Genomic DNA, 15575 nt, shown 5'->3' with positions numbered 1-15575 from the left:
ATAAAATAGAGTGTAATTTTACATTAAAAAAATTACAGGGTAAAGAAAGATTAGTTTCTATTTAAACAGAATGTAAAATATAATTTAACAGCCTGAAATTTTACATGTATTACATATAAAATATTTATAAGCAAATCATTTATTAGGTCTAATTTTTGATTTTTTATTTTACTAAAACAATAAAAAAACATAGTGTATGGAAAATATTATTGAAAAACTTCAAAAAGAAGTAGGTCTCAGTGAAGATCAGGCGGTGAAATCTTTAAATGTAATAAAAGAATATATGGATAAAGAAGATTTACATGTTGATTGGGAAAAATTCTTTAAAGGGAAATACGAACATTTTAAAGATTCAGTATCTAATTTTTTTAGTAAAATATCCAATAAGGCAGAAGATTGGGGTGATAAAATAGGAGATAAGGTAGAGGATTTAACCACAGATGCGAAACGAAAAATTAGAGATGCATCTAAAAAAGAATAGATTAAGTTTTTAACTTATATAAATTTGTGCAAGAAGCTTATCAATTAAGCTTCTTTTTTTATTTAAAAAAATCATTTTTTGATTTAGAAATTAGAATTTCAGCTATAAAAATAAGATAGATTTTTAATGAATTAATTTAATTAGGGCTGAAATTGAATTTAGTTTAAAAACCTATTATTTGTTCTAAATTCATGATAAAAAATTACTAATGTTTTTAATATAAAAATAGTTGATAAACCATAAAATATGTATTTTTGTATCTCTTCTATAATAGGATAAAAATGTTAGTATTAAAATTTGGAGGCACCAGCGTAGGAAGTGCAGAACGTATAAAAAATTTAGCTGAATTAACTAAAGGTAAAAAACCGATGATTGTTGTTTTGTCTGCTATGAGTGGAACAACTAATGCCTTAGTAGAAATATCCCAAGCTCTTTATGAAAAAAATACTTCTAAGGCGAAAGAATTAATACAATCTCTAGAAGATAAATACAGAAAGGAAATAAAAGATCTGTACAAGAATGAAACCATAGTCAAGAAAGGGAGCGAACTTTTGGATGATTATTTCAATTATATAACTTCATTCCTGGATTTTCCTATATTTACTTCCAAAGAAGAAAAAATAATTTTGGCTCAAGGTGAACTTTTGAGCACTCATATGTTCCATTTTTACATGAGTGAAATCGGAGAAAAAACGATATTACTTCCGGCATTGGAGTTTATGAGAATAAACAAAGACGGTGAACCGGATTTTCCCTATATAGAAGAACGTATTAAAGAAGAAATTAAAAAGTATCCTGATATAGATTTTTTTATTACTCAAGGATATATTTGTAAAAATGCTCAAGGAGATATAGATAATTTGCAAAGAGGGGGAAGTGATTACACAGCTTGTATAATTGGAGCCGTAATTGATGCTGAAGAAATACAAATATGGACCGATATCGACGGGATGCATAATAACGATCCTAGATTTGTTAATAAAACTCATCCCATAAATGAATTAAGTTTTGATGAAGCTGCAGAATTAGCCTATTTCGGAGCAAAGATTTTACATCCAACCTGTATTCTTCCTGCACAGAAAAGAGGAATACCCGTAGCTTTGAAAAATACAATGCAACCTGAAGCTAAAGGTACTTTAATAGGTAATATTAATACTCCGGAAGGAATTCGTGCCGTAGCAGCAAAGGATGGTATTTACGCCATAACCATAAAAAGTGGTAGAATGCTATTGGCGTATGGATTTCTAAAGACAATTTTTGAAATATTCGATAAATATAAAACCTCTATAGATATGATAACCACTTCAGAGGTTGCTGTTTCATTAACCATTGACAATCCTTCTAATTTAGAATATATATTAAAGGAATTAAGAGAAATAGCCAATGTTGAATATGAAAAAGATCAAACCATTATTGCCATAGTAGGAAATATTGCAAAAAATGAATCAGGTTATGCTGTTAAAATTTTGGAAGCTCTTAAAAATATTCCTCTGCATATGATATCTTATGGAGGAAGTGAGCATAATATATCAGTAGTAATTGACAGCAATAGTAAAAAAGAAGCATTACAAGCTTTGAATACCACTCTTTTTGGATATTAAAAATATAAGATAATTTAGTTAAATTTAAATAATAAATATATCATTAATCAAAATACCTTTAAGTTAATTACTTAAAGGTTTTTTTTATATCGTAATTATACTATTAATCTTAATTGTAAATGCAATTTTATCGATGTAATGATTCTAATTGATTTTTGAAAATAGATAACATGTAACATAATTATATTTTTTCAATATTAGAATCTATCACTACTAATTTTTACTTTAAAAATACCATCTAAAAATAGGTGCAAGTAATATAAAATTTACCCAAAAAAAGCATTAAACAAACTTGAATAGATGAAATAAAATAAAGGAAATGAATTTTACCGTTACGGTACTGTAAGAAAAATACAATGCTATGAGTATTAATTATTTATATCTGGATAAATTTGTTTATTAGAAAATAAAAAATCAAAGTTGAACTATTATATTGATAAAAAATTTCTAATTTCGCAAAAAAATCTTAGCATGAATTTGGTAATTGTTGAATCGCCCGCAAAGGCCAAAACAATAAAAAAATTTTTAGGAAATGACTTTGAAGTTGAATCTAGTTATGGTCATATAACTGATTTAGCAAAAAAAGATATGGGTATAGATATGAAAACTCTAGAGCCCATATATCAAGTCTCCTCAGATAAAAAAGAAGTCGTTAAAAAACTAAAATCATTAGCAAAAAAAGCAGATACTGTATGGTTGGCTTCCGATGAAGATCGTGAAGGGGAAGCCATTGCTTGGCATTTATTTAATGAATTACAACTTAAATCAGAAAACACTAAAAGAATTGTTTTTCATGAAATAACCAAAAATGCCATACAAAAAGCCATTCAAAACCCTAGAAATATAGATATTAATCTGGTTAATGCACAACAGGCCCGAAGAGTGTTGGACCGATTGGTAGGATTTGAAATGTCACCTATTCTTTGGTCTAAAATAAAAGCCGGATTATCTGCAGGAAGAGTACAATCTGTGGCTGTACGTTTGATCTGTGAAAGAGAAAAGGAAATTGAAAAATTTATTCCGGTTCCCACGTATAAAGTTGAAGCAGATTTTTACAATAAATCTCATAATTTATTAAAAAGTAAATTAAATACAGATTTTCAAGACTATTCCAAGGCATTAGATTTTATACAAAGAGCCCAAGGGAAAACATTCACTATATCCAATGTTGAGACTCGTCCAAGTAAAAGAAGTCCATCAGCCCCTTTCACTACATCTACTTTACAACAAGAAGCTGCCAAATTAGGATTTTCAGTTAGTAGAACAATGATGTTAGCTCAGCAACTCTACGAATCGGGGTACATTACCTACATGAGAACCGATAGCGTCAATTTATCAGAAGAAGCGTTGAATTCTGCAAAAGATGTAATTATTGGACAATATGGAAAAGAATATTTAAATACACGACAATATACCACAAAAAATAAGTCGGCTCAAGAAGCTCACGAAGCTATTCGTCCAACCAATTTATCCGTACAAGAAGCAGGGGCAGATGATTCACAAAAGAAACTATATCATTTAATTTGGAGAAGAACTTTGGCCTCACAAATGGCCGATGCTAAATTAGAAAGAACAATTGTCGATATATCAAATCCGGAATTAAAAGAGAAGTTCGTAACAAAAGGAGAAGTTATTGTTTTTGATGGATTTTTAAAAGTATACCAAATTCAAAAAGAAGAAGATTCAGCCGATGAAGACAATAATGAAGGACTCTTACCTGTCGTAGAAAAAGGAGAAGAAGTACAATTATCTCAAATTATCGGCGAAGAAAAATTCAGTAGACCGGCAGCTAGATATAATGAAGCCTCTTTAGTAAGGAAATTAGAAGAATTAGGAATCGGGCGTCCTTCCACATATGCTCCTACTATTTCTACAATTCAAAAAAGACAATATGTGGAAATCAGAGATTTAGATCCCAAACAAAGGGAGGTTAAGAAGATTCTTTTAAAAGATGATACTATAAAAGAAAGTATTGAAATTGAAAATTATGGAGCGGATCGAAGAAAATTAATGCCGACAGATATAGGATTAGTCGTAAATGAATTTTTAACGGAACATTTTCCAACCATATTAGATTATGGCTTCACAGCAAAGGTTGAAGAAGACTTTGACAATATAGCCGGAGGAAATGAAAACTGGAAAGAAATGTTGACCGGTTTTTATGATGATTTTCACCCCCATGTAGAAGAAGTAAAAGAAACGGCAGAAAGAGCTACAGGAGAAAGATTATTAGGTCAAGATCCTATAAGCGGTAAAAATATTTATGCTCGCATAGGCAGATTCGGTCCGATGATTCAGATGGGGGAAACCGAAGATGAAGAAAAGCCAAAATTCGCCGGTTTAATGAAAGGGCAACACATAAATTCAATAACTTTAGAAGAAGCGCTTAAATTATTTGAATTGCCTAAGTATTTAGGAGATTATGAAGATAAAAAAGTTGAAGTAAATACGGGAAGATTTGGTCCTTATGTAAAACATAACAGCAAGTTTTTTTCTTTGAAACCTAAAGAAGGAGATGAAATTTCAACCATTACTTTAGAAAGAGCTATCGCATTAATAGAAGCGAAAAGGGAAGCAGACAGAAATAAATTTATTAAAGCATTTGAATCAGAAGATCCAATTATTGAAATTTTAAATGGAAGATGGGGGCCTTATATTAAACAAGGAAAAGAAAATTATAAAATCCCTAAAGACACGGAAGCCGATAAATTAACTCTTGAAGATGTCAAAAAATTAATCTCGGAATCAGGTAATAAAACCAAGCCTAAATCCAAAACCAAATCAAAAAAGAAATAAGTGGAAGCATTGCGAGATTTTTTACATCCGGTAGATGAATCCTTAATATATGCACAACCGGATTCAATAGGAAGCAAGATACAATTTTACTGGGATAAAAAACTTGAAGAGAATAGTGTTGTAATTATTGGTTGTCCCGATTTAAGAGGTACCGGCCATAAAAAAGAGTTTTCCAATTTAAGGTTGATCCGTGAAGAATTCTATCAATTAGTATGGAATGATTGGAATTTAAAGTTGTATGATTTGGGAGATATAATTCCTGGAAATGAATGGGAGGATACAGATTTTGCTCTCAAAAAAGTATTAGAAGAATTATTGGAAATGAAGGTACAACCCATAATCTTAGGTGGAAATATGGGACTGAATTATACCGCCTATAAAGCACTTTCTATACTAAATAAGCCTTTAAATTATACCGCGGTTGATACGAAAATTGAAATTGGAAATACAGAAGGAAAGCTAACGGATAAAAATTATCTTTCCAAGATGATAGTTGAAGATTTTAATTTACTTTTCAATTTTACCAATATAGGATATCAAAGTTACTACGTACCACAATCAACATTAAAAAAATTTATCACCTTAGATTTTGAAGGCATACGTTTAGGGAATATAACAACGAATATAAAAGATTCAGAGCCTATATTCAGAAGCTCTGATTTTGTAGGGATCAATTTGGACTCTGTAGAGTCTTATGATGGTACTCTCTCAACCGGAAGTACGGTAAACGGATTCACCAATCGTGAAATTTGTGGTTTATCAAGGTATATAGGTTTGTCTAAACAGGTAAAAATAATAGGAATCTATAATTTTTTAGGATACTCATACAATAAAATGAATGAAAAATTAGTTTCACAAATTTTGTGGTATATAATAGAAGGTAAAAATCAGCAAGAATATTATGAAAATGATGAATACATAAAATATACAGTCTTACATGAAGATAAAGAATTGGTCTTTTTAAAAGATAAATATGTCGATAGGTGGTGGTTGGCTATCGATTTTGAGGACAATGAAAGTCCTGCTTTTTTAGTTCCTTGTTCATCAAATGATTACAAAGAAGCTTTAGAAGGAAATGTTCCCGAGCGATATTGGAAAACATTCAAAAAGTTTTTATAAACGGTCACAGATAAAATTAACGCTGATTTTAATAGAAGAACAAAAAAATTTTTAAATAAAATAAAAAAATAGTAGTTTTACAATTTTTAAAAGAAACATTTTGGTTATAATGAGAAAAGTATTATTACTCTTATTGGCAACGTCAACAATTATTTCTTGTAATTCATCCAAAAAAGGAAGAGCAGGAAAACCGGGATCACAAGGAGAGATTGTAGTTACGCAAAAGAGTCAGCAATGGAATAACAAAAAACCGTATGGTATGGTTCCTATTCCAGGTGGAGCTTTTATTTTAGGGCAATCTGACATGGATTTCACCGGCACAAACACAAAAGCCCCTTTAACTACTGTTACCGTATCAGCATTTTATATGGATGATACTGAAGTAACCAATGCTGAATATAGAGTATTTGTAAACTATGTGAAAGATTCCATTGTTCGTTCCCTATTAGCAGAAAGAGGAGGTGAAGAAGGAGGTGAAGGGATAGGAAGATATTCTTATTTAAACAAAAAATCAGAAAAAGAACAGACTGCATATCAGCAAATGTTGGAAGAACAGGGAGGTAGAGAAGGATATGACGAATCTAAAAAGTTAGATTGGTCGGTACCTTTAGAATGGAATACTTCCAGATACCCTGATGTTGCTTATGCAGAAGTATTAGAATCATTATATTACCCGCCTGAAGAAAGATTTAACAATGAAAGAGTCATAGATGCTAGAAAATTAATTTACCAATTTACATGGATTGATCAACTGGAAGCAGTTAAAAATAAAGGTAGAGGTAAAGATTTTCTTAGAAGAGAAGAAATAGCTATTTATCCGGATACGACAGTGTGGCTAAGAGATTTTAATTACTCTTTTAATGAGCCCTTATTTGAACAGTATTTTTGGCATAAAGCTTATTCTAAATACCCTGTGGTGGGTGTGACATGGGATCAAGCAAGGGCTTTTTGTGCTTATAGCACAAAATCCAAAAACGATTATAACCAAAGCAGAAAAAGAAAAATAGATAAAATATTTCCGTATAGATTACCTTCAGAAGTTGAATGGGAATATGCTGCACGAGGAGGTTTAGAAAATGCCCCTTATCCATGGGGTGGACCTTATCTAATAGATGATAGAGGTTGCTATTTAGCTAATTTTAAACCTAAAAGAGGGGATTACATGGAAAATCAAAATGGTTATTTATACACAGCTCCTGTAAAATCTTTTCATAAAAATGGATTTGGATTATATGATATGGCAGGGAATGTTTCTGAATGGACAGTTTCCGCATATAATAATAGTTCTTATATAATATCATCCACTTTAAATCCTTATTTAGGAAATAGAATTGAAGACCCTCGAAAAGTTATAAAAGGAGGATCATGGAAAGACATAGGTTACATGCTTATGGTGAGTGAAAGAGATTGGGAACATAAAGATTCAGCCAGAAGTTTTATTGGTTTTAGACGTGTTCAAACCATACCGGAAGGGTCTAAGGGTAAATATCCGGCTGTTAAAAAACATGCTCCGGTAAGATAATTAGTACTGATAATTAAATAATACATAGATAATAATTTAGAAAATTTAGAAAAATGGCAAATCAAACGAAATCAAAGGATAAAGTGTTAAATATGGTGTACTCTTTAGGTGCAGCAGTAGTTATCATTGGTGCTTTATTTAAAATTAATCACTGGGGATTAGGTCCTATAACCGGTAGTACCATATTAGCAATAGGTTTAATTGTTGAAGCTTTTATATTTGTGGTATTTGCGTTTGATCCACCTCCTGCTGAATATGAATGGGAAAAAGCATATCCGGAATTATTAGACAGTTCATCAGCACAGAGAAAATCAAAATCTCAAATACAGGACTCATCCATACAAGAAGCTGAAATATCTTTGTCAACTAAATTAGACCAAATGCTTTCTCAAGCTAAATTAGATGCAGGATTATTGGAAAGATTACGAGGTGGTATAGAAAACTTTGGACAAGCAGTTGAAGGAATTAACAAAACCGTAGAAGCTAGTTCTGTTACAGAAAAATATAAAAACCAATTAAGTATAGCTTCCTCTCATTTAGAAAATTTAAATGCTTTATACCAATTGCAATTAGACAATGGTAAAAAATATTCAGAAGCAAATCAAAAATTTGTGGATGACTTATCTAAAGCAGGAGAGTATTCACATACATTCCAAAAACAATTGGCTGAATTAACAGCAAATCTAAACAACTTAAATAAGGTATATGGTGGTATGCTTAATGCCATGAAAGCTTAATAATTTTAAATTCAAAAATTAAATAAGTAAAAATGGCAGCAGGAAAACAGACACCACGCCAGAAGATGATAAACCTAATGTATTTAGTGTTTATTGCTATGTTGGCAATGAATGTAGACAGAGAGGTTTTACGTTCTTTCGAAGGTATAAATGAATCTTTACAATTATCCACAAAATTAACGGATGAAAATAATAAAACCTTTTATGATCAAATCGATGCTAAAAAAGCCGATGGAAATGAAGGGTATGTAGAGATAGCAAAAAAATCAGATGAAGTTAAAAGACAAGCACAGACAGCTGTAGATGCGATTGAAGAAGTAAAAAATCGTTTAGCGACAGCTGCAGAATATACTCCTCCTTCAGCAGGTGAAGAAACAAATTACAACTCACTTCAAAATACAGATGTAGTTAATAAAGTGTTCTTTGCAAATGATAACACAGCTACAAAAGATGTGCAAGATATGATTGCAAAGGTTAAAACATTTACCCAATTTATTTTGCAAGGAGCGAATGAGAATGCAAAGAAAAGGATTGATCAATTATTTGATTTTACAGATAAACAAAATAAACCGTGGATTGTTAATCAATTTTATGATCAACCTATGATTTCAGCTCTAACTAACTTAACAAGATTACAATCAAATATTAGAACTGAAGAAGGGAATAGAGTTAGAGATTTATTAGCTAATAAACTGCAAGATGAAATCGAATTGAAAGCCTTTGTTCCAATCGTTTCTGCACCTAAATTTGTTAGAGCAGGAGAGAAATTTAATGTTACAATTGGTTTCGGTGCGTACGATAACACATTAAAAGGATCTATAACTCTGAACGGACGGAATATTCCTTTATCTGGAGGAAAAGCTATAGTTAATATGGTTGCTTCAGGAGTAGGAAAACAACGTTTATCAGGTAATATATCATACCAAACAGCAAATGGTGTTAAAACAGAGTCGTTCGACGAAACATACGAAGTTGTACAAGATGTTGTTAAGGATTTACCAACCGGAGGAACTGTAGTAGCAGATAATATGAATGTAGTTTATAGAGGGGTAGATAACCCTATGAGCGGATCGGTTACCGGAGTTGATGCATCTACTATCAGTATGAGTACTTCAAACGGTAGTCTTTCAAGATCAGGAAAGGGTTGGATATATAAAGCAGGTTCAGGAAAAACTACAAACTTTACCATTTCAGGAAAAACTTCTTCTGGAAAAACAGTTTCTACAACCGTACCATTTAGAATTAAGAATGTACCTAAAGCGCAAGGTACCATACGAGGTGCGAATGTAGTAAGTATGCCGCCAAGCTCTGTATCTAATCAAACCGTATCAGCAGCTATACCGGATTTTGAATTCCCTGTTAACTTCAACGTTACCGGATTTAAATTGAAGAGACCGGGAGCTGCAGCAAGACCTTATTCCGGAAATTCGCTAAGACCGGCTGCAGATTATTTAAAAGGATTAAAATCAGGTGATCAAGTATTAATATTTGATATTTCTGCTACAGCATCCGGAATATCTCAACAAAGTATTTCACCTATTCTTATAAATGTTCAATAAAAAAGAAATTAATAATACTATTTTTAACATGAAATCTTTATTACTTAGCATAACAGTCTTAATAAGTTCAGGAGTATTTGCACAAAATATCTTAAATGCAAAATCTCCTGTTGAATTAAGAGAAATGAGAGAAGAGAGATATGATATTGTAAATGGAACAGATACAATTTCAACTGCTCCGACTGTCTTACCTTATGGGTATATTGAAGATAAAGATATTTTATGGTCTAAAGTAGTATGGGAGATTATAGATTTAAATGAAAAATTAAATCAACCTTATTACTATTCTTATGAGGATGTTTCAGCTACTTATATCTCCCTATACGATGCTCTTTTTAAGGGTATTGATTCAGGAAATATAACTGAAGTATATGATGATGATAACTTTACTTCAAGGATTTCACCCGAAAATCTTCAAAATAAAATCCAAGCAATAAGAGAATCTGAATGGCTTCAAGATAAAAGAGCTTCCGGAGAAGAAATTACTGCTCAAGATTTGATTGAAGGAGTGGATCATTTTAAAACGGATACACGTAGCGTGAAATTAATTAAGATTAAAGGAATGTGGTATATAGATAAACGATTAGGTCAAATGAAATATCGTTTGTTAGGAATTGCACCTATGGGACCGGATCCTCAAGTCATGGGTCTTTCAGAAGCTGCTATGCTTGGATATCAAGGAGATGAAGAGTTGATCGACTTATTTTGGGTATTTTATCCTGGAGCCAGAGAGGTTTTATCCAGTTGTACAGTGTATAATCCTAAAAACGGATCTTCATCAATTACCTATGATGATGTGCTTAACGCAAGACGATTCAGTTCCATTATTTATAAATCGCAATCTGAATATGGCGACGGGTTGATAACAAATTATATACCCGGAGATGCAAAATCTCAGCTTGAAGAAAGTAATAGAATTAAAAATGAAATTCTACAGAAAGAAAACAATATGTGGAATTATTAATTAAATGAATTTTAATAAAATACAGTCCTGAATCACACAAATTGATTCAGGACTTTTTTTTTAACTTTACAAATAAAAAATACTACTTCCGATAATATAAAAAATATGCTAGATTATCTTATTATAGGTCAAGGATTGGCAGGTTCCTGTTTGGCTCATAAATTATATAAAGAAAACAAATCATTTAAAATAATAGATATAGTTTCCAATTCGGCTTCATTTGTTTCATCGGGAATGTATAATCCCGTGGTATTAAAACGATTTACGCCTGTTTGGAACGCAGAAATTGAAATTGATAAATTACGTAAAGAATTTACAGAATTTGAAGATTTATTACAGGTAAAACTAGTTTATAATTCAAATTTATACAGAATTTTTGCAAATGAGGACGAAGTTAAAACTTGGAAAAAAAAGTCTGTAAAGAATGAAAATTTAAAACCCTTTTTAGATCCTGAAATTTATGATTCGATTAATCCAAATATTTTAGCAAAATTTGGAATGGGAAGAGTATACAAGGCTGGGAAGATATTTGTAAGAGAACTTTTAAGGGAATTTAGAAAATTTTTACTTAATGAAAATAGGATAATTGATGATATATTTGATTTTAATCAATTAAATAAAGAGATAAATAATTATGAATATAAAGGAATTAAAGCTAAAAAAGTCGTATTTTGTGATGGTTATGCTTTGAAGTATAACCCTTTTTTTAGCTATCTTCCTATGGAAGGTGTCAAAGGGGAAACCATGGTAATTCATGCCAATGGATTAGGCCTTACTGATATCGTAAAAGCTAAGGTTTTTGTTATGCCTATGGAAAAAGACTATTATTATATAGGGGCTACTTATCATTATCGTGAAGTAAATGATGAAATATCTGAAGAGGGACAGAGCGAACTAATTAATAATTTAAATAAGTTTTTAACTATTGATTATAAAATTATTAAAAAATTTGCAGGAATACGACCTACAGTTGTTGATCGTCGACCTTTATTAGGAGAGCATTCTGAACATAAAAATATGTTTATATTTAATGGTTTGGGCAGTAGGGGAGTTATGTTAGCCCCTATTATGGCAGAAGAGTTATTTGATTATATGGAAAATGGAAAAGAATTAATGTCTGAAGTAAATATTAATAGATTTAATTTATAAAATGGAAAATTCAAATATTATTGTAATAGGTATTATTATAATTACCAGTATACTTAGTTTTAAAGGGTTTAATGATCAGAATTTTTTTAACCGTTATAAGTTTAACATCGATGCTATTTTAAAAGGAAAACAATGGGAAAGGATGATTACTTCAACATTTTTACACGGAGATATCGCTCATTTGTTTTTCAATATGTATACCTTTTATTTTTTTTCAGTCTTTTTACTAAATTATGGAAATCTGTTTTTTCTTATAACTTACTTTGGATCCATTATTAGCGGTAATTTATTGGCATTATGGATGCATAAAAATAATCCACAATATAGTGCAATAGGAGCTTCAGGCGGTGTATCCGGGATCTTATTTGCTACAATTATTATAAATTCAGAAATTTCAATAGGAATTTTTCCTTTACCATTTTCTATTCCGGGATGGATTTTTGGTGTTGTTTATTTAACCTATTCTTTATATGGGATGAAGACTCAATTGGGTAATATTGGACATGATGCTCATATAGGAGGAGCTCTTTTTGGTATTCTTTGTGGACTCTTATTTGTTAGTGAATATCCCTATTATCCTTTTACTAATTTTAGACCCATTTATTTATTATTAATGCTAATTCCTATCGCATATTTAATTTACTTAATTGTTAATAAACGCAAAGAATAAGCACTTTTAATCAACTATAATTTTTAAATGATTTTTATTTTAAGTAATAGTGATTGTATTATAATTAAAATTTAAGATATAACTTAATTGGTTAAAATAATCATAGAAACAATTACTTATTTACTTTAAAATCTTATATCCTATTTTACAGCTTAAACATTGTTTTTTTAAACATTTATTTTTATATAAATATAGAAATGCTTGAGAGTCTAAAGCAGAATTAATTTTAATACCTAATTGATTATAACTTTTTATAATCGAATTATTTTCAGCTTTAACTTCAGAAAGTATTTCAAAAATTTCTTCTTCCATAGGTTTTCCGATACTTAAAGAATAAGCATATTTTATGGGAAGAAATGCATTTAGTATTAGCAAATCTTTTTGTGAATTAGATAATTTTTTTTCAAAGGTTGATGATGTTTTTTTATCAAAAACATAATGATCATTCCAATAGCCGGATGCTTTGACATCATCTAATAGCCTATAATACTGATTTACAGATTTGATACCTATGATATAAGAAAATAAATTTTGATAAGTAGAGATAATGTTTGCAAGTTGGGATAATCTAATGGTAGGAAAATTTGAAGGCCTTAATCTCAAGTATTTTACGTCAGTAATTTTTTCCGATAGTTTAAATTTTGATTGCAAAAATTTAAATTCTTTATATAAATCTTGAGGATACGAATCAACGCTATTTTCCAGTTTATGAGTTGTTCCAAATAATAAAGATTCGGTTTGAAATAGATTTTTAGAAATTTTTCTAATTATCCCATAATCTAAATATAAAAATATATATTCAAATGCATAAGCATTTATTTTGAGACCTAATGTGTACCCTAAAACAGTAGTTAGGGTGGCTTCCCAATCATTCTTTTTTCTTTTCAAAATTTCATAGATACGTTCACATTTATTTTTTAATTTGTCCAAATATAAATTTTCTGAAAAAGAAAAAATATCAGAAATTAATGAGTTGTCAATTAAATTTGCGCAAGGGATAAATTTGAATGTTTGATGATCCAATAAATCATAATTATTATAAATCTCATTGGAAACATAGGATTTCAATTCAAGAATAGGGAAAGATAAATTTTGTATTTTATCGTTATTATCATCAATTTCGTATACAACGTGAAGAATTATATTTTTGTAATAATTATTGAGATCATGTTTATGCTTAAACCAATCCGATGATTTTACGTGAATTTCAACATTACTGTTCCATTCAATATCATCTATTTTTAGCTTAGCAAAAATAAAATCCGGTCCTTCATTCGTATTATAAGTTCCCGCTTGAATTATTTCAACTTTTTTGCCATCATTAGTATACAGATCTAAAGTGTTAAATTTTTTAAATTGCCAAATATAATGCAGTAACTTTTCTTTCATAATTTAGTCTTATTCAAGTAATTAATAAGATAAATTTAATGAAAATAAAAAAAGTTTTAGCTAATAACTAAAACTTTTTCTACAATGAATTTATGTTTTATCTTTTATCTATATCGATATAATCTCTTTTAGGATTGCCGATATAAATTTGTCTTGGCCTGTTAATAGGCTCATTATTCATTCTCATTTCTTTCCATTGTGCAATCCACCCGGGCAATCTGCCTAAAGCAAACATAATTGTAAACATCTCTGTAGGAATGCCAAGAGCTCTGTAGATAATTCCGGAATAAAAATCGACATTAGGATAAAGCTTTTTCTCAATAAAATAAGGATCATTTAAAGCTACCTCTTCTAATTTCTTAGCAATTTCAAGGGTTTCATCTTCAACACCTAATCTATTGAATACATCGTCTGCCACCTTTTTTATAACCTTAGCTCTAGGGTCAAAATTTCTATATACCCGATGTCCAAATCCCATAAGACGGAAACTATCATCTTTCGATTTTGCTTTATCGATCCATTTTTGAAGATCACCTCCGTCATTTTTAATCATTTCGAGCATTTCGATTACTGCTTGATTAGCTCCTCCGTGCAAAGGTCCCCAAAGGGCTGAAACTCCTGCAGATATTGAGGCAAATAATCCGGTCTGAGCTGAACCTACCATTCGGACAGTCGACGCAGAGCAATTTTGCTCATGATCAGCATGAAGTATAAGCAATTTGTTGATGGCATCAACAACTACTTCATCAATTTCTAGATCCTCAGTCGGCATTCTGAACATCATTTGATAAAAGTTGTGAGGATAATCCAGTCTGTTGTTAGAATAGTTCAAAGGTAACCCCAATTTTAAACGGTATGTCCAAGCGCATAAAACAGGAAATTTACCCAATAATAAGGTATATGCGTTATATAGATCTCTTTCAGATTTAACATTAACAGCGTGAGGATTGAAAGCTGTTAAGGAACTGGTAAGGGTAGACAAAACACCCATTGGATGAGCAGAACGAGGAAATGCTTTTAAAATTTGTTTCATTTCTTCACTTACCAAACTATTCTTTTTTATATCCGCCTCAAATCTGTTTAATTGTTCCAGAGTAGGTAGTTCCCCTTCTAACAATAAATACATAACCTCGGTGAAGGTTGATTTTTTAGCAATTTGTTCAATGGGATATCCTCGATAATATAATTGACCTAAATCTCCATCAAGATATGTAATTTTACTCTTAGTAGAACCTGTATTCTTGAAGCCGACATCTAAAGTAATCAGTCCGGTTTCATCTCGTAATTTGGATATATTTATGCCTCTGTCGCCAATAACACTTTCAACAATGGGATATTCATATTCTTTGCCTTCATAGGATAATTTTACTGTGTCTGACATATTTTATGTTCTTTCTTATTTTATTAGTTGTTTTATGCTTTGAATATATGAAATTAAAATTAGTAGAAAAAAAATTATAAAAGAAATATTGAAAAAAAACGTTCAAAAACAGTAAATTAGAAGAAAAAGTTAAAATAAATATCGTCTATTTTTATAATTTTTTGGATGTATGGATAAGTGTACTTATCAAATATGGGAGGAAATCCC

At 30.5% G+C, this 15575-nt stretch carries 12 protein-coding genes; 10 read left to right on the top strand and 2 right to left on the bottom strand.

The annotated features are described in order from the left end of the window. Positions 1 to 196 precede the first annotated feature (196 nt). The 10 genes from GFV00_RS03675 to GFV00_RS03630 all read left to right on the top strand — a co-directional run bounded on the left by GFV00_RS03675 (position 197) and on the right by GFV00_RS03630 (position 12598). Positions 197 to 481 (top strand): hypothetical protein, encoded by a 285-nt coding sequence (locus tag GFV00_RS03675; RefSeq protein WP_160541966.1) that lies wholly within the window; start codon positions 197 to 199, stop codon positions 479 to 481. Positions 482 to 762: 281 nt separating this feature from the next. Beyond that, entirely contained in the window at positions 763 to 2082 is a 1320-nt protein-coding gene (locus GFV00_RS03670) for an aspartate kinase (RefSeq protein WP_160557172.1), read from the top strand. 471 nt (positions 2083 to 2553) lie between these two features. Next, the gene (gene topA, locus GFV00_RS03665; protein ID WP_160557173.1) at positions 2554 to 4878 is read left to right on the top strand and encodes a type I DNA topoisomerase; all 2325 of its coding nucleotides are present in this window, start codon (positions 2554 to 2556) and stop codon (positions 4876 to 4878) included. Continuing rightward, positions 4879 to 5997, top strand: coding sequence for a hypothetical protein (locus GFV00_RS03660; protein WP_160557174.1), 1119 nt, complete (start codon positions 4879 to 4881; stop codon positions 5995 to 5997). Positions 5998 to 6106: 109 nt separating this feature from the next. Then, positions 6107 to 7519 (top strand): gliding motility lipoprotein GldK, encoded by a 1413-nt coding sequence (gene gldK, locus GFV00_RS03655; protein WP_160557175.1) that lies wholly within the window; start codon positions 6107 to 6109, stop codon positions 7517 to 7519. 53 nt (positions 7520 to 7572) lie between these two features. Continuing rightward, complete coding sequence (gene gldL, locus GFV00_RS03650; RefSeq protein ID WP_160557176.1) at positions 7573 to 8256, top strand: gliding motility protein GldL; 684 nt, start codon at positions 7573 to 7575, stop codon at positions 8254 to 8256. Positions 8257 to 8288: 32 nt separating this feature from the next. Then, positions 8289 to 9815, top strand: a complete 1527-nt coding sequence (gldM, locus tag GFV00_RS03645) for a gliding motility protein GldM (RefSeq protein ID WP_160557177.1) — start codon at positions 8289 to 8291, stop codon at positions 9813 to 9815. Between the two features lie 28 nt (positions 9816 to 9843). After that, complete coding sequence (gldN, locus tag GFV00_RS03640; protein WP_160557178.1) at positions 9844 to 10779, top strand: gliding motility protein GldN; 936 nt, start codon at positions 9844 to 9846, stop codon at positions 10777 to 10779. 105 nt (positions 10780 to 10884) lie between these two features. Continuing rightward, on the top strand, positions 10885 to 11928 hold the full coding sequence (locus GFV00_RS03635) for an FAD-binding oxidoreductase (protein ID WP_160557179.1): 1044 nt from the start codon (positions 10885 to 10887) through the stop codon (positions 11926 to 11928). A gap of 1 nt (position 11929) precedes the next feature. Then, on the top strand, positions 11930 to 12598 hold the full coding sequence (locus GFV00_RS03630; protein WP_160557180.1) for a rhomboid family intramembrane serine protease: 669 nt from the start codon (positions 11930 to 11932) through the stop codon (positions 12596 to 12598). A 120-nt stretch (positions 12599 to 12718) separates the two neighbouring features. Here GFV00_RS03630 and GFV00_RS03625 read toward each other — a convergent pair whose 3' ends face one another. Then, positions 12719 to 13987 (bottom strand): DUF2851 family protein, encoded by a 1269-nt coding sequence (locus tag GFV00_RS03625; RefSeq protein WP_160557181.1) that lies wholly within the window; start codon positions 13985 to 13987, stop codon positions 12719 to 12721. Positions 13988 to 14084: 97 nt separating this feature from the next. Then, positions 14085 to 15368: a citrate synthase gene (locus GFV00_RS03620; protein WP_160557182.1), complete on the bottom strand. Its 1284-nt coding sequence runs from the start codon at positions 15366 to 15368 to the stop codon at positions 14085 to 14087. Positions 15369 to 15575: the final 207 nt, after the last annotated feature.

Origin of the sequence: Apibacter sp. B3935 (assembly GCF_009827705.1) — a bacterium.
Classification (GTDB): domain Bacteria; phylum Bacteroidota; class Bacteroidia; order Flavobacteriales; family Weeksellaceae; genus Apibacter.
Note: the sequence above shows the minus strand (reverse complement) of the source record. Positions and strands in the feature narration are given on the sequence as shown.